Source organism: Nannocystis bainbridge, assembly GCF_028368995.1.
In the GTDB taxonomy this organism is placed as follows: domain Bacteria; phylum Myxococcota_A; class Polyangia; order Nannocystales; family Nannocystaceae; genus Nannocystis; species Nannocystis bainbridge.
On the sequence record NZ_JAQNDL010000001.1, the window covers coordinates 3,589,972 to 3,609,664 of the forward strand.

16 protein-coding genes are annotated in these 19,693 nt (G+C 71.6%); 8 read left to right on the forward strand and 8 right to left on the reverse strand.

The window, feature by feature from the left end; genetic code table 11:
- Window positions 1-10: 10 nt before the first annotated feature.
- Window positions 11-1,141: a hypothetical protein gene (locus tag POL25_RS14055; protein ID WP_272086505.1), complete on the forward strand. Its 1,131-nt coding sequence runs from the start codon at window positions 11-13 to the stop codon at window positions 1,139-1,141.
- Window positions 1,142-1,281: 140 nt separating this feature from the next.
- On the opposite strand, the gene POL25_RS14060 is transcribed toward POL25_RS14055, so the two are convergent.
- The 3 genes from POL25_RS14060 to POL25_RS14070 are packed head-to-tail and all read right to left on the reverse strand — an operon-like array spanning window position 1,282 to window position 4,164.
- The gene (locus tag POL25_RS14060) at window positions 1,282-2,331 is read right to left on the reverse strand and encodes a DNA adenine methylase (protein WP_272086506.1); all 1,050 of its coding nucleotides are present in this window, start codon (window positions 2,329-2,331) and stop codon (window positions 1,282-1,284) included.
- Window positions 2,328-3,287 (reverse strand): tetratricopeptide repeat protein, encoded by a 960-nt coding sequence (locus POL25_RS14065; RefSeq protein WP_272086507.1) that lies wholly within the window; start codon window positions 3,285-3,287, stop codon window positions 2,328-2,330. Before POL25_RS14065 ends, POL25_RS14060 begins: the two co-directional genes overlap by 4 nt.
- Before the next feature lie 34 nt (window positions 3,288-3,321).
- On the reverse strand, window positions 3,322-4,164 hold the full coding sequence (locus POL25_RS14070) for an OmpA family protein (protein ID WP_272086508.1): 843 nt from the start codon (window positions 4,162-4,164) through the stop codon (window positions 3,322-3,324).
- Window positions 4,165-4,639: 475 nt separating this feature from the next.
- On the opposite strand from POL25_RS14070, the gene POL25_RS14075 reads away from it, so the two are divergent.
- From POL25_RS14075 to POL25_RS14095, 5 genes are read left to right on the forward strand one after another with little or no spacing between them, the layout of a single operon-like run.
- On the forward strand, window positions 4,640-4,951 hold the full coding sequence (locus tag POL25_RS14075; RefSeq protein WP_272086509.1) for a hypothetical protein: 312 nt from the start codon (window positions 4,640-4,642) through the stop codon (window positions 4,949-4,951).
- A gap of 4 nt (window positions 4,952-4,955) precedes the next feature.
- Complete coding sequence (locus POL25_RS14080) at window positions 4,956-5,972, forward strand: hypothetical protein (RefSeq protein ID WP_272086510.1); 1,017 nt, start codon at window positions 4,956-4,958, stop codon at window positions 5,970-5,972.
- A gap of 6 nt (window positions 5,973-5,978) precedes the next feature.
- Window positions 5,979-7,244, forward strand: a complete 1,266-nt coding sequence (murA, locus tag POL25_RS14085; RefSeq protein ID WP_272086511.1) for a UDP-N-acetylglucosamine 1-carboxyvinyltransferase — start codon at window positions 5,979-5,981, stop codon at window positions 7,242-7,244.
- Window positions 7,228-7,962, forward strand: coding sequence for an ATP phosphoribosyltransferase (gene hisG / locus POL25_RS14090; protein ID WP_272086512.1), 735 nt, complete (start codon window positions 7,228-7,230; stop codon window positions 7,960-7,962). The genes murA and hisG overlap by 17 nt, the downstream gene beginning before the upstream one ends.
- Complete coding sequence (locus POL25_RS14095) at window positions 7,959-8,666, forward strand: hypothetical protein (RefSeq protein ID WP_272086513.1); 708 nt, start codon at window positions 7,959-7,961, stop codon at window positions 8,664-8,666. The genes hisG and POL25_RS14095 overlap by 4 nt, the downstream gene beginning before the upstream one ends.
- Window positions 8,667-8,735: 69 nt before the next feature.
- Here POL25_RS14095 and POL25_RS14100 read toward each other — a convergent pair whose 3' ends face one another.
- The 4 genes from POL25_RS14100 to POL25_RS14115 all read right to left on the reverse strand — a co-directional run bounded on the left by POL25_RS14100 (window position 8,736) and on the right by POL25_RS14115 (window position 13,596).
- On the reverse strand, window positions 8,736-9,215 hold the full coding sequence (locus POL25_RS14100) for an Hsp20/alpha crystallin family protein (RefSeq protein ID WP_272086514.1): 480 nt from the start codon (window positions 9,213-9,215) through the stop codon (window positions 8,736-8,738).
- 87 nt (window positions 9,216-9,302) lie between these two features.
- The gene (gene hutI, locus POL25_RS14105; protein ID WP_272086515.1) at window positions 9,303-10,568 is read right to left on the reverse strand and encodes an imidazolonepropionase; all 1,266 of its coding nucleotides are present in this window, start codon (window positions 10,566-10,568) and stop codon (window positions 9,303-9,305) included.
- Window positions 10,565-12,235, reverse strand: coding sequence for a urocanate hydratase (hutU, locus tag POL25_RS14110; RefSeq protein ID WP_272086516.1), 1,671 nt, complete (start codon window positions 12,233-12,235; stop codon window positions 10,565-10,567). Before hutU ends, hutI begins: the two co-directional genes overlap by 4 nt.
- A 95-nt stretch (window positions 12,236-12,330) precedes the next feature.
- Complete coding sequence (locus POL25_RS14115) at window positions 12,331-13,596, reverse strand: vWA domain-containing protein (RefSeq protein WP_272086517.1); 1,266 nt, start codon at window positions 13,594-13,596, stop codon at window positions 12,331-12,333.
- Between the two features lie 139 nt (window positions 13,597-13,735).
- On the opposite strand from POL25_RS14115, the gene POL25_RS14120 reads away from it, so the two are divergent.
- Window positions 13,736-16,285 (forward strand): cadherin-like domain-containing protein, encoded by a 2,550-nt coding sequence (locus POL25_RS14120; RefSeq protein WP_272086518.1) that lies wholly within the window; start codon window positions 13,736-13,738, stop codon window positions 16,283-16,285.
- A 410-nt stretch (window positions 16,286-16,695) separates the two neighbouring features.
- Window positions 16,696-17,742 (forward strand): TIGR03032 family protein, encoded by a 1,047-nt coding sequence (locus tag POL25_RS14125; RefSeq protein WP_272086519.1) that lies wholly within the window; start codon window positions 16,696-16,698, stop codon window positions 17,740-17,742.
- Between the two features lie 297 nt (window positions 17,743-18,039).
- Here POL25_RS14125 and POL25_RS14130 read toward each other — a convergent pair whose 3' ends face one another.
- Complete coding sequence (locus tag POL25_RS14130) at window positions 18,040-19,404, reverse strand: hypothetical protein (protein ID WP_272086520.1); 1,365 nt, start codon at window positions 19,402-19,404, stop codon at window positions 18,040-18,042.
- Window positions 19,405-19,693 lie beyond the last annotated feature (289 nt).

Sequence of the window (19,693 nt, forward strand, 5' to 3'; positions counted from 1 at the left end):
GACCATGACCATGAAACACCTCACTTCCGCTCTCTTCCTCGTCGCCCTCACGGGCGCGGCCTGCGGCGACGACACCAACGCCACCACCGACTCGGGCGGCGATGCAGAGCGCAAGCCCCAGGTCGGCGAGTGGAAGAAGGAGGTCGACGCGCTGCCGTTCCCGCTGAGCGGCGACGCCCGGATCACGACGCTGACGATCGGCCGCAAGGAGTACGACGAGAACTTCGCCAACCGCGGCAACATCGAGGTCCTGTTCGATCACCCCGAAGAGACGATCACCATCGAGACCCGCAAGTACGTGTTCGGCGACAGCATCGACCGCGATAACACGTTCGACAAGCTGTCGCTGTGGGCCTTCGTCAGCTCGGGCAACCCGACCAAGCCCGAGTCGCAGTCCGACGCCACGGACTGCTCCTCGAACACGTGGAAGGACAACTGCGCGATCTTCGCCTACTACGACGGCAAGTCGCAGCCCGAGCGCTCCGGCATGGACTTCCGCGTCCACCTGCCGACCGGCTACCGCGGCAAGCTGTTCGTCAGCACCGAAGACAACACCACCGAGCAGTCGTACCCGCGCCGCGGCAACATCACGATCGACAACCTCTGCACCCACGGCGACGTGGCGATGGAGGCCGGCTGGGCCAAGATCAAGATGTGCCGCGAGCTGACGCCGGCGCCGGCCTGTCCGCCCGCGGGCATCGCGGACTGCGAGAATTGGGCCGAGGGCGCGTGGTCCAAGGACTGCCAGTGCGGCGACGGCAGCCTGTTCGGCCAGCTGATCGTGCGGGCGCCCCAGCCGTGGGCGGCCAACATCACGATCGACATCCCGGAGACGGTGTGGATGAACACCACGCTGAAGAACACCGAGGTGATGAAGCCGCACGACTGCAAGCCGACGATCACGGCCTGCAACGGCGCCAACTGCGTCGACAACACCGACGACGTGTACTCGCCGTCGGCCGAGTTCAACTACCCGAGCAAGGAAGCTCCGTCGGGCGCCGGCTTCAACGTCACCGTCGAGAGCGGCGGCTGCACCAAGATCCCGTTCGTCGACGACCCGAAGAAGTGGAAGCCGGAGAGCGAGGGCGAGCCGGGCGAGGAGCTGCGCGGCCTGCTCGACGTCTGCAGCGGCTGCCTGTGATCGCCTGACCCTCGGGACAGGTCCCAGCGAGCGCGTCGCCCCCAGGCGGCGCGCTCTTCGCTTTCTCGTCGGAGGTCATTTAGTAGCGAGACGGGACGTCGCCTCGCCGCGAATCTCTGTCCCGAAGGACAGGCGCGACCTCACCGCTCGGGCAGCGCCGCGATCGCCTCGGCGTGGCGGCCCTCGCCGACCACGTAGATCATCTCGGTGTTGCGCAGGTGGCTGACGCGGCCGACCTTCTCGCCGCGCGGGCTGTAGATCCCGATCTGGGCCCCGACGTAGCGCTTGTAGTCGAACGAAAGCACCCGCACCGGACCACGGCGGGCCAGCAGCGCCTCCAGCTCGGGGCGGCTCAGGTAGCCCTCGTCGCTGAACGAGACCACCATCAGCGGCGCTCGCACGGCGTCGATCAGCGCCTCCATGCTGGCGCGGATCTTGGTGCGGGCGTTGAACGGGCTGCGGCGCTCCTGGCAGTCGATGCGCTTGCGCGCGATCCCGTAGGCCTCGGGCGCGTCGCCGCGCACGATCGTCTCCCACACGTGGTAGTTGCCGAGGTACGAGTGTTGATTGTAGGGCGGGTCGAGGTAGGCGAGGTCGGCCTCGAGCACCGCCGCTGCCGCGACCGCGTCGAGCCCGTGCGCCTGGCCTTTCCCCCATGTCGCGCGGGACAGGACCTCCGGGACACGCAGCTCGAGGTCGCCGTGGGCGCGGGCGGCCCACGACTTGAGGTAGGCCATCTGCACGCCGGTGGTCGAGTCGACGCGGTCGGCGGCCTCGATGAGGGCGACCAGCAGCACCGCCTCGAGCTCGGGCGCCAGGCCCTTGGCGGCGATCGCCCGGCGGATGGCGTCGATGCGGGCCCCGTTCTTCGGCTGGAAGAAGCGGGCCTCCTCGCAGAACGTGCGGGTCACGTAGCCGGGCTCGCCGGGCAGGGCGTTGAACTCGGTGACCAGGCGGCGGACATCCTCGACCACGTCCTCGCGGTCGGCCTCGACGTAGCAGCGGGCCAGCGTCTCCGCGTACTTGTTGTGGTCGTTGGCGAGCACGCGGTAGCCCGCGGCCTTGAGCGCGTGCCCGACCCGAGATGTCCCGGAGAACAGGTCGATCACCGTGCGGACCTCGGGCAGGCCGCGCACGATTCGCAAGATCTGCGGGATCAGCAGCCGCTTCGAGCCGAGGTACTTGATCACTTCTTCTTGGTGCTCTTGGCCGGCGCCGGAGCCGGCTCCTTGGCCGCCGGCTTCTGCGTCTCCTGCACCCCGAGCTTGGCGGCGGCGCCGGAGTTGGCGTCCTCGCGGTCGAAGCAGAGGTCGCCGTTGTCCCGCTTGAGCAGGTCGATCTGGTCCTTCGCCGCCTTCTGGTACTGCGCCGGCGCGGTCGACTTGGGCCGGTTCAGCGCCTCGAAGTAGGCGATCGCGTTCTTGCACTGGCCGAGCTTGGCGAACCCGAGGCCCGAGTAGTAGAGCGCGTCGCTGACGACCGGCGCCTCGGCGTGGTCCTGGATGATCTTGTAGAAGATGCCGAGGGCGCTCTTGTAATCGCGCTCGCTGTAGAACGTCAGGCCGACCTTGAAGTCGGCGTCGGGCAGCTTGGGGTCGCCCGGGTAGCGCGAGATGAAGGTGCGGAACAGGGTGCGCGCCTGCTTGAAGTCCTTGCGCTGCAGCCGGCGGTCGGCCTCGGCCCACAGCTCGTCCTTGCCCTCGGGGATGTTGGTCGCCTCGTTGAGCTTCTCTTCGAGCTTCTTGAGCCGCTCGTCGATGTCGGCGCGCAGCTCGAGCAGCGCCTGCTGGGTCGACGACGCCACCAGCTCGGCGTTCTCGGTCGACCCGCGCAGCTGCTGGGTGTCCTGCTCGACGACGTCCATGCGCACGCCGATGCCGGCCTGGCTGCCGCGCAGCAGCGCCTCGGCCTGGTCGAGCTTGGCTTGCAGCTCGGCGAGCTTCGTGTCGGCCTCGACGACCTTCTCGTCGAGCTCCTTGCTGCGATCGATCGTCTGGGTCTCGATCTTGTCGACCTTCTTGGCGAGGTCGTCGTGTTCGGCTTTGAGGGTGAGGCAGCCTGGCGCGACGAGAGCGGCCGCGAGCAGGCTCGCGACCGCCCTTGGGCGTCCGAGGCCGCCGAGGAGTCGGCGGCGCGGGTTCATCATGGAGTCTTTCGGGTACCGTGCGGGACGGTGAGCGTCACTGGTAGATGAAGTCGACGCGGCGGTCTTCCTTCATGCTGCCGTCGTCGGTCCCGGTCGCCTCGAGGTCGCCCTTGGACACGACGGTCATGCGCGAGGGGTCGACGCCGAGGTTCTGCAGGAACTCCTTGACCGTCACGCCGCGCTTGTCGGTGAGCATGATGTTGTACTCCTCGGTGCCGCGCGAGTCGGCGTGCGCCTCGAGGATGAGCTGGGCCTGGTTGCTCTGCAGGCAGGCCGCGAGCGCCTTGAGCTTCTCCTGGTCGGCCGGCTCGGGGTTCGGGTTGTCGAACCCGAAGTAGATCTTCGGGACATCCGGGCACGGGTTGGTGCCGCCGCCCATGCTGCCCGAGAACTCGCAGGCGCCCGCGTTGCAGATCTCGTCCATCGCGCACTGGTCGTCGGTCTGGCAGCCGCCCGAGCCGCCCGAGCCCTGCGAGTTGCAGCGGCCGGAGCCGATGTCGCACGTGCCGGGCTGGCAGTCGAAGTCCTCCGAGCAGGCCGCGCACGCGCCGGCCTTGCACACGAGGCCGTTGGTGCACTCGATCGTCTGCTGGCACGGCGCGCCCACGCCCTCGCCGCCGCCGGTGCCGGCCAGCGCCGGGTCCTGGCAGCGGAAATCGGAGCACTTCCACGCCGTCCCGTTCGGCCCCTTGGTGGCGCAATCGGCGTCGGTCTTGCAGTTCTGGCACTGCTTGTCGACGCACTTCTCGTCGAGGTCGACGTTGCAGTGCTTGTCCTTCTTGCAGGCCGGGTAGACCGGCGGCTTGCAGGCAGCGCTGCCGAGCGCGACAAAGCCCAAACCGAGAGCGAGCAGGTGGGGTTGGATGCGGGAGAACATGGCGCGCATGAGGGGCGACTCCGGGGAGGCAGTGTTTCTCGAGGCCGAGGGGCCGGGGAGACAAGGTTCAGGGCGAAGGCCGTGAAGCGAGTGGCCGAAGGCCGTGAAGCGAGTGGCCGAAGGGCCGGGGGGAAAGCGTGTGGGCCAAAGGGCCGTGGAGAGCGAGAGGCCAGGGAGCTCTGGCGTGGACGGAGGCCGGAGGCAAACTGTCGTGCGGGGGTCCGGGAAGCAAATTTCCGGCGAAACTTCCGTCTGGCGGGCCAAGGGATACCGAGCGGTGCGAGGGGTGTCAACCGCACGGGCGGGCGACCCGGCGCCGGACCGAGCCGCGGGGGCCAGGGCCCCGGTGGGCCTCGCCGCCGGTTCGCAGAGGCCGCACCGGGCGGCCGCAGAGGTCGCCTGCATGCGGCCGGGCCGGCCAGGTCACGCCCCCCCGGCTTTTGCTTCGGGGCCGCGTCTGGCATGGTTCGCGGCGATGGTCGCCAAGGTCAGCCCCGCCGCCTCGGACAACAAGACGATGTTCGAGATCTACCGCGAGTCCGACTATAATCGCGCGTTTCATTTCGTCTTCTTCACCGACCTCGACGAGCACAACCGGGGCAAAGAGATCGCCCGCGCAGCGGCCGGAGAGACGGTGTTCCACGGGTTCGTCGCCGACGAGCGCAAGGATGCCGCCCGCGCCGAGATCGAGGCGATCGTCGACGAGCTCAACGCGATGGACGAGGACACCGCCGGCATGCCGGAGGCCGATATCCGGCGCCGACTCGGCCAATTCCTGGTCCCCTGAGCCCATGCGCTCGCGCCTGCTCCACCGCGTCGGCCTCCGCGCGCTGCCCGCGAGCCTCGCCGCCCTCGCCTGCGCCCCTGTCGACGACGCAATCCCCGTCGACCTGTCCGCCGACTACGACGGCCTGGTGTTGACCGACGCCCCCAGCGCCGTGGCCCACCTGGCCTGGCACGCGCCCCGCGCGGACTGCCCCCTCGCCTACCGCGTCCGCATCGACGAGACCTTCCCGCCCGGCCTGGCCGAGTTCCTCCACGCCCAGCCGGAGCGCAGCGAGTCGCTGCTGGTGCTCGGCTGGGGCGTGCAGTCCACGGCTGACCGAGAGAACATGACCGAAGGGCAAGGTTCGCAAGGACCTGTCCCCAAGGGCAGGCCGTTCGTCGGCCAATTGACGTACCGCGGGCCCAAGTCGGCCGGCCGCGAGCTGCTGCGCGAGTGGGCCGCCTCGGCCGAGTTGGTCGGCCCGGGCTCGCCCGACGCGGCCTGCTACGAGCGCACGTGGGACCCGGTCGAGGACGCGCTGGCGCTGGGGTTCCCGCAGCTGCCGGGCCGCCACACCCGCGTCGGCGAGGTCTGGCGCGGCGCCCGGGTCGAGGGCCGCTGCAACCGCTCGGCCTGCGTCGACCCCGAGAGCGGCGCCGGCGGGGCCGCGGCCCACGAGCGCCCGTGCGCGACGATGTCGTGGCGCGAGCGCCTGGTCGGCCTCTACGCGCTGGCCGGCGCCGGCGGCGAGGTCACCACGGTGGCCCAGATCGCCGGGTTTTGGAGCGACGGCCAGCCGCTCGACAAGGGCGTGTGGAGCGAGCGGACCGTGCTGGTCGACGCCGACCACGGCCGCCCGCTGCGCGCCGAGGTGTTCGTCCACCACAACTTCACCGGGATCGAGCGGCACGTCGTGATCGACGCGGTCGACACCTGTCCCGGAGGACTGGTCGCGGCCGGCTGGGCCGCACCACAGGCCGTCGTCGACGAGCGGGCCGCCCTCACGGCCGCGCTGGAACGCGCGACTCAACGCAAGCGTTAGGGGTCCATGGACAAGATCGTCATCCACGGCGGCGCACGACTCGCGGGCGAGCTGCAGGTCCTCGGGGCCAAGAACGCCGCCCTCCCGCTCCAGTGCGCCGCCCTCCTCGGCGACGGGCCGACCACGTATCGCCACGTGCCCCGCCTGTCCGACGTGCAGACGATGAACGAGCTGCTGGTGGGCCTCGGCTGCGCGGTCGAGGGCGACCGCACGCTGACCATCGACCCGACGGGGGTCCAGGACGGGCCCAAAGAGGCGCCCTACGAGCTGGTCAAGACCATGCGCGCCTCGGTCACGGTGATGGGCCCGCTGATCGGCCGCCACGGCTTCGCCCGCGTGTCGCTGCCCGGCGGCTGCGCGATCGGGGCCCGGCCCATCGACCAGCACCTGCGCGGCTTCGAGGCCCTCGGGGCCAAGATCCACATGTCGCACGGCTACGTCGAGATCAAGGCCAAGCGGCTCCGCGGCGCCCGCATCAACTTCGACATGTGCACCGTCGGCGGCACGCAGAACGTGATGATGGCCGCCGCCCTGGCCAAGGGCACCAGCGTGCTCGAGAACGCCGCCCGCGAGCCCGAAGTGCAGGAGCTGGCGGTCGTGCTCGGCAAGATGGGCGCGAAGATCGCGGGGGCGGGATCTTCGACGATCGAGATCGAAGGCGTCGACACGCTGCACGGGATCGACCACGCGATCTTGCCCGACCGCATCGAGGCCGGGACCTTCGCCATCGCCGCCGCGATCACCGGGGGCGACCTCCTGCTCCTCGATGCTCCGTCGTCCCACATGCACGCGGTCATCGCCAAGCTCGAGGAGGCCGGCGCCGAGTGCCGGGTCGAGCCCGAGGGCCTGCGCGTGATCGGCCCGGACGAGCTCGCCCCGATCGACCTCGTCACCCGCCCGCACCCCGGCTTCCCGACCGACATGCAGGCGCAGATGATGGTCCTGGCGACGCTCGCGCGCGGCCAGAGCGTGATCACCGAGACCATCTTCGAGAACCGGTTCATGCACGTGCCCGAGCTGTGCCGCCTCGGCGCAGACATCCACGTCAACGGCAACGTCGCCGTGATCCGCGGCAAGGCCCGCTACACCGGCTCGATCGTGATGGCCACCGACCTGCGCGCCAGCGCCTGCCTGGTGCTGGCCGGGCTGGTCGGCCAGGGCAAGACGGAGATCCGCCGGGTCTACCACCTCGACCGCGGCTACGAGACCATCGAGAAGCGCCTGCGCAAGGTCGGCGCCAAGATCCGCAGGTACCATGGCGCCCCGAGCTGACGGCCTCACCCTGGCCCTCCCCAAGGGCCGGATCCTCAAGCAGGCGCTACCGCTGCTGCGCCGGGTCGGGATCGACCTCACGGCCGCGTGGGAGGGCGAACACGACCGCCGGCTGCTGTTCGAGCTGCCGGCGGCCCGCGGCCTGGCCGGCGGCGTGCGCGTGCTCCTGGTCAAGCCGGTCGACGTGCCGACCTACGTCGAGCACGGGGTGGCCGACGTCGGCGTCGCCGGGGCCGACACCCTGGGCGAGGAGGCCCGCGACCTCTACGAGCCGCTGGACCTCGGCATCGGCGCCTGCCGGCTGGCGATCGCGGAGCCCGCCGCGCGCCCGACCCCGCTCCGCCGCGGCATGAGCCTCCGGGTGGCCACGAAGTACCCCCGCCTGACCCTGAACCATTATCGCTCCAAGGGGGTCCAGCCGGAGATCATCCCCCTGTTCGGGTCGGTCGAGCTCGGGCCCATCACCGGCCTGTCGGACCAGATCGTCGATCTGGTGGAGAGCGGCGAGACGCTCCGGCAAAATAACTTGCGGGAGGTCGAGACCATCCTGTACGTGACAAGCCGGCTCATCGTGCACCCGGCCAGCCTCAAGCTCAAGCAGGCGCCCATCACCGCGCTCATCGCCGCCCTCCGTGACGCGCTCGCGACCGAAGGGTCCGCGTCCGCCGCTCGCAACGATTCGCCTGCTCGACCCACCGGGTCTGAAGGGACCGCATGAGCAAACCCGACGACCCAGCACTCGTCCGCGCCGCGGTGCTCCAGCGCCTCAAGGTCCACGTCCGCATCGCCCAGCAGGGTCTGGCGCCGACGCCCGACCAGCGGCGCCGCCTGGCCGCCTCGCTGCCGGAGTTGGTCGCGTTCGGCGACCGCCGCTACGCCCAGTGCCACGCCGTGCTCGACTGGGACCACCGTTTGCCCAGCGACGCGGCGGTGCTGCGGCTTTATCTGTCGTACACCGACCGCGAGGCCGGCGCGATCGAGAGCGCCCTCAAGTCGCGCGACCGCGAGATCGACGCTGGCAACCTCTACCCCGAGTTCGACGTGCCGGACTACGCCGACGTCGACGCCAGCGAGTCGTACGTCGCGGTCCTGAAGCCAGGCACCCACGAGGTCGGCGACCTGCGGTTCTTCAGCGACTGGCGCAAGGGCGTCCACCAGTCGGTCGCCCGCGAGGCCGTCGCGGCCGTGCGCACCAGCCCCAGCTACGAGCGCTCGATGCGGGAGCGCAGCCACGACAACCTCGGCCCGCCGGTGGTGATCGGCTGGACCCCGCCGTGCCTGGCCCAGAGCAAGCACTGGGCGATCGAGGTGTGGCTGCTGGTCGACTTCGACGGCCACGTCGGCCGCGCCCACGTGTTCATGGTCGACAGCAAGTCGCACCTGGTCACCCGCGAGTACTTCACCGAGGTCCAGATCGGCTGACCTCGGAGACATGTCCCCTCGGGCATGCCGCATCGAGCATGCCCTGGGGGACATGTCCGCCAGGACAGCCTAGCTGTCCTGGATCTTGATCGTCCGGCAGCTCTCGCCGGCGATCTTCGGCATCTTGAGGGTCAGCACGCCCTTCTCGAGGTGGGCGTCGGCGGCGCTCGAGTCGACGTGGCACGGCAGCTCGACCCGGCGGATGAACGAGCCGAAGCTGCGCTCGTGGTAGAAGTAGTTCTCGTTGTCGTCGCGCAGCTCCTCGCGCTTCTCGCCGCGCAGGGTCAAGATGTTGCCCTCGACGCTGCACTCGACGTCCTTGCCGTCGAGGCCGGGGACCTCGGCGCGGACCATGATGCAGTCGCCGCAGTCGCTGACGCTGAGCATGGGGTAGTTGCCGACCTGTTCGAAGCCGAGCGGGAAGCGGCCGAACACGCGGTCGAACATGCGGTGCATGTCCTGCTGGAACGGCGACATCGGCGACGTCGGCGACGTCGGCGACATCAGGTTGCTGGCAGGTTGATTCTTCTTCCAGGGGAGCAGCGACATGATCATCTCCTCAGCGCGGAGAACCATGGGCCGGACCCTCTCGCCCGCAAACGCAAAAATTTTGCGCGTGCGGGCCGAACTAAGCCGTCAGCGACCGACCACGCGGCCGCCGTGGACCACCGCGTCGATGAGCGGCGAGCCGGCGTGATAGACGAGGTCGCGGAAGTCGCCGGTCGCCAGCAGCACCAGATCGCCGGCCAGCCCGACCTCGACGCGGCCGCGCTCGCCGTGCAGGCCGAGCGAGGCCGCCGCGTTGTGGGTCGTCGCCGTCAGCGCCTCGGCGGGCGACAGCCGGTTGCCGTAGCAGGCCAGCGCCAGCACCGTCGACAGCGACTCGAGCGCGCACGAGCCCGGGTTGCAGTCGGTCGCCACCGCCACCGCCACGCCCGCCTTCACCAGCGCGCGCCCGTCGGCGAAGCCCTTGCCGAGCACCAGCGAGGTGCCGGGCAGCAGCGTCGCCACCACCCCGGCGTCACGCAGCGCCGCCCGCTCGACGTCGTCGAGGTGCAGCAGGTGGTCGGCCGAGCGGGCCCCGAACTCGGCCGCCAGCAGCGCCCCGCCGGTGTGGCCGAACTCGTTTGCGTGCAGGCGGATCGGCAGGCCCAGCGCGCGGGCGCGGAGCAAGATCTGCCGCGTCTCCTCGGGCGTGAACGCCCCGCGGTCGCAGAACACGTCGCAGAAGTCGGCCAGCCCCGCCGCCACGACCGCCGGCAGCACCTCGTCGCCGACCCGGCGCACGAACTCCTGCCGCCCCTCCGGCCGGTCGCGCAGCTCGGCCGGCAGCGCGTGCGCGGCCAGGCAGGTGGTGACCACGCGAACACCTGTCTCTTCAGCCAGGCGCCGCGCGACCCGCAGCTGGCGCAGCTCGGTCTCGAGGTCGAGCCCGTAGCCGCTCTTGATCTCGACCGCGGTGGTGCCGGCCCGGACCATGCGCCGCAGCCGGGTCGCGCTCTCGGCCAGCAGCGTGTCCTCGTCGCGCTCGCGAGTCTTGCGCACGCTGGAAAGAATCCCGCCGCCGGCGGCGAAGATCGCCTCGTAGTCGGCGCCGGCCAGCCGCATCTCGAGCTCGTCCTTGCGATCGCCGCCCCACACCAGGTGCGTGTGGCTGTCGACCAGCCCCGGCAGCAGCGCGCGCCCGCGGCAGTCGAGCTCGACGGCGCCGGCCGGAACCCGCTCGGGCTTCAGCTCGGCGTCGGGCCCGGCCCAGGCGATCGTCCCGGCGCGCACGACCACGCTCCAGCCCTCGCGCACGCCGAGCGCGGCCATCTCGGCGCCGGCGCGCGGCCTGTCCTTCGGGCCATCCGCGAGCGTGTACACCCGCGCCGCCGCGCGCAGCAGCAGGTCGCCGCTCATCGCCCGTCCTCGAAGGTCGTGCGGCCGGGCACGCGCACGTCGTGCTCGCGGGCGAACTGGAGCGCCTCGTCGTAGCCGGCGTCGACGTGGCGGACCACGCCCATGCCCGGGTCGGTGGTCAGCACCCGCTGCAGCCGCCGCTCGGCGCTCGCGGTGCCGTCGGCGACCACGACCATGCCCGCGTGCAGGCTGTAGCCCATGCCGACGCCGCCGCCGTGGTGCACGCTGACCCACGTCGCGCCGGCGGCGACGTTGATCATCGCGTTGAGGATCGGCCAGTCGCCGATCGCGTCGGAGCCGTCCTTCATGCCCTCGGTCTCGCGGTTGGGCGAGGCCACGCTGCCGCAGTCGAGGTGGTCGCGGCCGATCACGATCGGCGCCTTGACCTTGCCGGTGCGCACCAGCTCGTTGAAAAGCAGCCCCGCCCGCTCGCGCTCGCCGTAGCCGAGCCAGCAGATCCGCGCCGGCAGGCCCTGGAACTTGACCTGCGCGCGCGCCAGCTCGATCCACCGCCGCAGCCCGGCGTTGTCGGGGAACAGCTCCAGCACCGCACGGTCGGTCACCGCGATGTCCTCCGGGTCGCCCGACAGCGCCGCCCAGCGGAACGGGCCCTTGCCCTCGCAGAACAGCGGGCGGATGTACAGCGGCACGAAGCCCTTGATCTCGAACGCGTCGTCGACCCCGGCGCGGACCGCCTGGGCGCGGATGTTGTTGCCGTAGTCGAACGCGATCGCGCCCCTGTCCTGCATCGCCCGCATCGCCGCCACGTGGCGGCCCATCGCGTCGACGCTGCGGCGCACGTACTCCTCGGGGTCGCTGCGGCGCAGCTCGTCGGCTGCCTCGAGGGACATGTCGTCGGGGACATATCCGTGAAGCTCGTCGTGGGCCGAGGTCTGGTCGGTGACGACGTCGGGGATCACCCCGCGGCGGACCAGCTCCGGCAGCACGGTGGCGCAGTTGCCGAGCAGACCGACCGACAGCGGCTCTTTGGCCTTGCGGGCGGCGTCGAGCCAGCGCAGCGCCTCGTCGAGGTCGGTCGTGCTGCGCATCAGATACTTGTGCTGCAGCCGGCGCTCGATGCGTTGCGGGTCGACGTCGACGCACAGGATCGCCGCGCCGTTCATGGTCGCCGCCAGTGGCTGGGCCCCGCCCATCCCGCCGAGCCCGCCGGTGACCACCAGTCGCCCGCGCAGATCGCCGCCGAAGTGGGTCTGCCCGCACGCCGCGAACGTCTCGAACGTGCCTTGAAGGATCCCCTGCGTGCCGATGTAGATCCAGCTACCGGCCGTCATCTGCCCGTACATCGTCAGCCCGAGCGCGCTCAGCCGCTCGTGCTCCGCCAGCGTCGCCCACTTCGGCACCAGCAGGCTGTTGGCCAGCAACACCCGCGGCGCGTCCTCATGGGTTTTAAAGATCGCCTGGGCCCGACCGCTCTGGACCAGCAGGGTCTCGTCGGCCTCGAGGCTCCTCAGGCTGGCGACGATCCGGTGGTAGTCGGGCCACGAGCGGGCCGCCTTGCCGGTGCCGCCGTAGACCACCAGGTCTTGCGGGCGCTCTGCCACCTCGGGGTCGAGGTTGTTCATCAACATGCGCAGGGCGGCCTCCTGCGGCCAACCCTTGCACGACAGCGCGGTGCCGCGCGGCGCGCGGATCTCGGGGGCGTTCATGGTGCCCGAGGGTAGCAAGCCCACGCCGCCCCGGCGGCCCGCGCGGGCGTGACTTTGTCGGCGGCACGGCCTGCGCAGGCCGTGCCCGCCCGGCCTCAGCCCGGGTTGCAGAAATACAGGGCCTGGACCTTGCCTGTCTCTTTGAGCATGTCGCAGGCCGCGCCGCACAGCGTGACCTCGGTGTGCGGCACGCTCCACACGTAGCCGTCCTCGGCGCAGCTGGCGACCTCGGGCACCGGCTGGCCGTCGATCCACACCTCGAACAGCTCCGGCTCACTCGGGGCCGGGTCGACCGCGATCACGCACGACAGCGTGTCCTTCACGATCTGCTGGATCGCCGCCTGCAGCTCGTTCTGATTGGCGGTCTGGTAGAAGGGCTCGGGGCCGGGCTTGGGCTTGCCGCCGGCGAGCGCGAGGGTCGACAGTTGCTCGCTGGTGGAGGGGTCGACGTCGATGCCGACCACGTAGGTCGGGATGCCGAAGTCATTGAAGGTCTCCTCGACGGCGGCCTGGGCCTCGAGGAAGTTCTCGCCCTGGCAGGTGTCGGAGATCTCGCCGTCGGCGACGAGGATGGCGAACCGCTGCAAGCCCGGATCGAGGGTCTTGAGGTACTCGTAGCCGCGCTTCAGGCCGGTCTCCATCGGCGTGCCGCCGAGCACCGCGAAGCCGGCCGCCGGGATGCCGGCCAGCACCGCGGCCGCGTTCATCGCCGCGATCGGGACCTCGACGCCCGGGGTGACCTCGCAGGCGCCGACGTTCACGAACGAGCCGGCGTCGATCTTCGGGTACAGCTTCACGCCGAAGTGAACCTCCTCGTCGAAGGTCGTCACCACGCCTTCGACGACCTGGTGGAGGCTGGTCCAGCGGGTCACCTCGGCGGTCTGCGGCTTGGCGTCGTGGTCCCACTTCTCCATCGACATCGAGCCCGACTTGTCGAGGATCAGCAGCACGCTCGGCGGCACTGGCACGACCTCGGTCTCCTCGCTGTCGCAAGGGATCTTGTCGGGCATGGTGGTGCCGACGCTGGTGCCGCTCGGGTCGCCGGTGGTGGTGGTCGTCGTCGAGGTGCCGGGCTCGGTCGTCGAGGTCGTCGGCTCCGGGCCGGTGGTCGGCACGACCGGGCCGGTGGTCGTGCCGGAACCGCTGGCGGTCCCGTCCGTCTCTGTCTCTTCGGACATGGTCGAAGAGACAGTCTCGCCGCCGGTCGGATCGGTGGCCGCGCCGGTGGTGGCGGTGGTCGGCTGGTTGCCGACGGACAGGCCGGAGCTGCTCCCGTTGGAGTCGCCACAGGCGAGGGGTACGCTCACGAGCGGGAGCAGGAGCGCGAACGCGCGGGCGTTCGAGAGGGCGATCGGCGTCATGGGCAACCTCCGGGCGGACTCATCATGCGCGATAGCGTGACGCTCGGCCACGCCGTTCGCGGGCCTCCAGCACACGCGGCGAGGCCGCGGCGCGGACCCGCGCGTGCGCCGGGGTCCGGGGTCCGATAAGGTGGTCGGCATGTTGCGGTCGCCGCTCCGCCGCGCCTTCGCGGCGCTCTCGCTCGCCATCCCGCTCGGGTGCACCGACGACACCACCACGACCCTGGCGAGCGCCAGCGAGGTCACCAGCACGGGGATCGGCACCGACGGCACCGCGACCGACACGGACGGCCCGGTCCCCACCACCGGCGTCGGCACCACGACCACCGGCCCCGACCCGACCACCGGCCCGGTCCCCACCACCGGCGAGCCGCCGACGACCAGCACCACCGACGCGTCGACCACCACCGGCCCGTTCCCCACCATCAACCAGCCGCCGGTCGCCCTGGTCGATCACTACGTCACAAAGGCCAAGCAGGCGCTCTCGGTCAGCGCCGCCGAGGGCCTGCTCGCCAACGACTACGACGTCGACGGCGACCCGCTCACCCTCGTGTCCGCCGACCCGATCACCCCCGGCGGCGCCATGAACACCGCCTTCGTCGACGGCGGCTTCAACTACATGCCGCCCGCCAAGCTGTGGGGCAGCGACACCTTCCTCTACAAGATCTGGGACGGCAAGGACGGGTTCGCCCAGGCCCCCGCGCGCATCGAAGTGCGCCCGACCTCGATCGACCTCGAGTACGTCGCCGACGGCATCGGCGGGTTCGCCATCGACGGCCAGGCGCCGGGCCACTACTCCGGGCGCAGCGTGCACGCCGTCGGCGACCTCGACGGCGACGGCCTCGCCGAGGTCGCGGTGGCCGCCCGCAACGCCGACGGCAACACCGGCCGCGTCTACGTCGTGCGCGGCAAGGTCGCCGGCGAGTCGGTCGCGCTCGGCAAGCTCGAGGCGCAGCAGCGCGGCTTCATCATCTATGGCGAGCTGCCCGGTGATTTCGCCGGCACCACGATCGCCGCCGCCGGCGACGTCGACGGCGACGGCTTCGCCGACCTGGTGATCGGCGCACCGAAGGCCTCGACCAACGGCACCTCGTCGGGCTCGGCCTACGTGGTGTTCGGCAAGGACAACCTCGACGCGGTCTATCTCGATGCGATCGCCTCGGGCGTCGGCGGGTTTGCGATCCTCGGCGAAAAGGCCGGCGACGGGGCCGGGCGCAGCGTCGCCGGCGCGGGCGACGTCGACGGCGACGGGCTCGCCGACCTCGTCATCGGCGCGTACGGAGCCGACCCCGGCGGCTCGTTCTCCGGCGCGGCCTACGTGGTGTTCGGCCACGGCGAGGACAAGCCGACCCTGCTGGCCGACATCAGCGCCGGCGTCGGCGGCGGCTTCGCCATCAACGGCGAGGTCAGCCTCGATTTCGCCGGCTTCGCGGTCAGCGGCGCCGGCGACGTCGACGGCGATGGCCTCTCGGACATCCTCGTCGGCGCCTACGGCCACGACACCGCGGGCGACAGCGCCGGCCGCACGTACGTCGTCTACGGCAAGCCCGACCCGCAGGCGGTGCTTCTGACCGACGTCGCCGCCGGTCAGGGCGGGCGCGTGTTCGACGGCGCGAACGCCTACGACAAGTCGGGCTTCGCGGTCGCGGGCCTCGGCGACGTCGACGGCGACGGCTTCGCCGACCTGGCGATCGGCGCCCCGCTGGCCGACGCCGGCGGCGAGGACAGCGGCCGCGCCTACGTCGTGTTCGGCGGGCCCGACCTGGTCTCCGGCGCGCTGCCGGACCTCGCCAAGAGCCCGACCGGCTTCACGCTCGCGGGCGTGCAGGGCCGCGACTACGCCGGCACCTCGGTCGAGCGCGCCGGCGACGTCGACGGCGATGGCCACGACGACGTGCTGGTCGGCGCCCCCGGCTCCAACCCGCACGGCGGCGACTCCGGCCGCGGCTACGTGGTGTTCGGCGGGCCCGAGGTGCAGAGCACCTCGCTGGCGTGGCTCGAGAACGGCGACGGCGGGTTCTCGCTGGCCGGCGAGGCGACCGAGGACTACTGCGGGTTTTCGGTCGCGCCCGCCGGCGACGTCAACGGCGACGGCCACGCCGACGTGATCGTCGGCGCCCGCGGCAACGACGGCAAGGGCGAGGACGCCGGCCGCAGCTACGTGGTGTTCGGCGGCAACTTCAGCGGCGCCTCTCACATGTCCTACGGGCCAGGTCCGGAGAACATCGCCGGCACGCCCGCGGGCGAGTCGCTGATCGCCGGCCGCGGCAACGACGTCATCGCGGTCGAGGGCCCCGACGTGGTCTATGCCGGCGCCGGCGACGACGACCTCGACTGCGCCGGGACCGATTTTGTCCGCCTCGACGGCGGCGCCGGCCGCGACACGCTGCGCCTCGCCGGCCAGGGCCTCTCCCTCGACCTCACGGTCCGCTCGGAGCTCGACGTGGTCGACATCGAGGTGGTCGACCTCGGCGACGGCAACACCCTGAAGCTCGAGTGGCGCGACCTCCGGGCCCTGTCCTCCCGCACCCACGCGCTGACGGTCGACGGCCAGTCCGGCACCCTCACGGCCGACCTCGGCGGCGCCGGCTTCGTCGACGCCGGGGTCCAGAACGGCTACCAGGTCTACCAGAGCCCGACGTTCACCCTCCGGGTCGCGCCCGCGATCGCGTCGCAGGTCATCCTCTGAGGTGCACTCGAGAGCATGTCCCGAGGGGCATGCTCTGAGAGACATGCCCTTCGGAGCATGCCCGAACAGACATATCATCGAGGCGGCCGCTGCTCGCGTCACGCGACCCGACCGCCCCGACGCGAACGGTCACGCCGCCTCGCGGCACGAACCATCGGCGCGACGCGGCCCGCTGGCGCTCGCGCCATCGCCTGCCGACGCTCGCCGCCGCCGCTCGTCCGCCGCGATGCGACGCGTCACCGCTCGCTCCCCGGTCCGCTCCGCAGCGATCGCAACCTCGCGTCACGCTCGACCGCGACGCCGCGCTGAAACGACGCGACCGCACCGCTCGCGCCTATCGCGACACTCGCGGCCGCGTCATCGCTCGCCCGCCGCGCCCGCCCGCGCGGCGAGCCTGCTATCGTCGGCGCATGGGCGAACGCCTCGAGGTCCTGAGCTCGCGTCACTTCCCCGGCCTGCTCGCCGAGCTCGGCGTCAGCCTGGCGTTCACCACCTACCAGGCTGGCAAGCTGTTCCTGCTCGGCAGCGGCGAGCACGGTCGGCTGTCGCTGTTCGAGCGCACCTTCGCCCGCTGCATGGGCCTGTGCGTCGACGGCGACTCGCTGTGGCTGGCGACGCTCTATCAACTGTGGCGCCTCGACAACGCCTTGCCCGCGGGCCAGACCCACGACGGCTACGACCGCCTGTACGTGCCGCGCGTCGCCCACACCACCGGCGACCTCGACGTGCACGATCTGGCGATCGATCGCGCCGGCCGCCCGGTGTTCGTCAACACCCTGTTCAGCTGCCTGGCCACCCTGGCCCCGCGCGCCAGCTTCGCCCCGCTGTGGCGCCCGCCGTTCATCTCGCGCCTGGCCGCCGAAGACCGCTGCCACCTCAATGGCCTGGCGCTGCAGGACGGCAGCCCTGCGTTCGTCACCGCGGTCGGCCGCAGCGACGTCGCCGACGGCTGGCGCGACCATCGGCGCGGCGGCGGCGTGGTCCTCGACGTGCGCACCGACGCGGTCGTCGCCGAGGGCCTTTCGATGCCCCACTCGCCGCGGCTGCACGCCGGCGCGCTGTGGCTGCTCGAGGCCGGCACGGGCTTCCTCGGCAAGCTCGACGCCGCCGGCAAGTTCGAGCCGGTCTGCTTCTGCCCCGGCTACGCCCGCGGCCTGTGCTTCGCCGGCCCGTACGCGATCGTCGGCCTTTCGAAGCCTCGCGGCAGCCGCACGTTCGCCGGCCTCGAGCTCGAGACGAACCTGGCCGCCCGCAACGCAGAGCCCCGCTGCGGCCTTCTGGTCGTCGACACCCGCACCGGCGAGGTGGCCCACTGGCTCCGCCTCGACGGGGTGGTCGAGGAGCTCTACGACGTGGCGGTCCTGCCCGCGGTCCGCCGCCCGATGGCGCTGGGCCTGATGACGGAGGAGATCCACCGCACGATCACGATCGCCGACCCGGCCCCGCTGCGCCCGTGATGCGTGTCCGACGAGGAATCACATGTCCCTTCGGACATGTCTGTCGCACCGCGTTCCGCAGCTCGCGGTCGCCGGCTCGCTCGCATCGTCTTGCGTGTTCGGCAGCGACGGGCCGGTCGCGTCCCGCCACCGAACGGCGAGCGTCGCATCGCCACACGGCCCCGACGGTCCACGCCCTTCGTCACCGAGGCTGCGAGGAGCGGGCCATTCGCCGCCGTTGACATGACCTCCGAGACGCAACCCGGAGCAACCGTCGGACGACGCACGCCCCCATGTCCCTTCGGACATGTTCCATCATCACGGCTGCGCGCGTTCGCAGGCCAGCAGCGCCTCGAAAGTCGCCCACGCCTTGCCGCCGCGCGCCTTGAGCCGCCCCGCGAGGACCCGGTTGGCCAGCGCGCGCACCAGCCGCTCGAGCCGCGCGCTGCGGACCAGCAGCTCCGCGACCTCCGCCTGGACCGCCCCGACTGCGGCCCCCGCCGCCTCGAACTCCGAGTACGCCGCGCTGCCGGTCAGCGCTGCCTCGATCTCGGCGCGGTGATGCTTCAACGTCGACGCGAAGTCGGGGTGCCACGGATCGTCGAGCACAGGGAAGCGCGCCAGCAGCTCGGCCGCCACCGCGCGGTAGGCCGCGTCCTCGCGCTCGCTCGCCGCCCCGAGGCGCCCGTACGCCTCGTCCATCGCTTTTAATAAAGTTTGTTCGAGGTCGGCGGCGGCCTCGGCCTCGCGGCCCGCGTAGCCGAGCTCCGCCGTCAGCGCGGCGATCACCGCGTCCTCCTCGACCAGCGCCGCCGGGCGCGACTTCCCGCGGTTCGGCGCCGCCGCCCGCAGCCACCGCTCCGAGGTCGTCGTCGGCACGTCGATCCCCTGCCCGGCGATCCGCGCTCGCGCGTGCGCCTCGAGCGGCGACACCTTGCCGTCGCCGTCGAGGTCGAGCTGTGCCACTGGCAGCGGTTGACCCGCGCGATCGCGGCCGCGCAGCGCATTCAAAAAGTGCAGCGCGTAGCCCTCCTGGGCTGCGCGATCGGGGTTCGGATCGCAGCCCGACGCCTCGCGCTCGGCCGTCGCCGCGAACAGCCCGCAGCGCAGCGTCGCCGCCGGCCCCACCGCCGGCTCGCCCTTTTTAAAAAGGGCATCGGCGAACGCGCCTGAAAAGCAGCTCGTCGCCACGATCTGCACCGGGCGTTCGCCCGCGTCCAGCGCCTCGGCAAGATCGGCCACCTGCAGCGACGTCTGGCCCCACAGCCCGAGACCGCCGTGGCGCGGCGTCTCGCCGCGCTCGCCGTGGCCCGCGAGGTACAGCCGCAGCAGCGGCCCCGGCTCGGCGACCGCCTGCTTCACCGCTGCCAGCGCGTTGGCCCGCGTGGCCGCGGCCAGCGGCGACAGCTGCGTCGGCCGATAGCTCGCCTCCCGCCCGCCTCGCGGCGCGAACAGCTGCGCCAGCCTGGCCAGCAGCGGATCGCCGCGCGCCTCCGCGTCCTCGACCTGCACCCCGTGGCTGCCCGGCCCGCCCGCGAACAGCAGCGCACCACCTGTCCCGAAGACCTCTTTTGCGAGCAGCAGGTCCTGCTCGATCGACACCTGATTGAACTCCGGCGTCGCACCGCCGCCGATCGCCAACCAGCGCAGCGAGGGCAGCGGCGCCGGCAGCTCCCCATGCACCGGCCCGACCCCCAACGGCGATGAATCACTCCCTCGCGGCACTGCGCCCGCGCCGTCACCCGCCGCATTCGTGCTCGTGATGTCCGGGCTCACCGCGCCCGCGCCGTCACGCGCCGCATTCGTGCTCGTTATCCCCGCACTCACCGATTCCACGCCCGCCACGCCCAGCCCCGCATCGGCGTGATTCGCCACGCCCACGGTGAGGCTCGAGTGCATCGCGCTGCCCGCCGCACGCGACCTCGCATCACTCGCCTGCGTCGCAGCCTCGTTCGCGCTCGCCGGGCCTGCA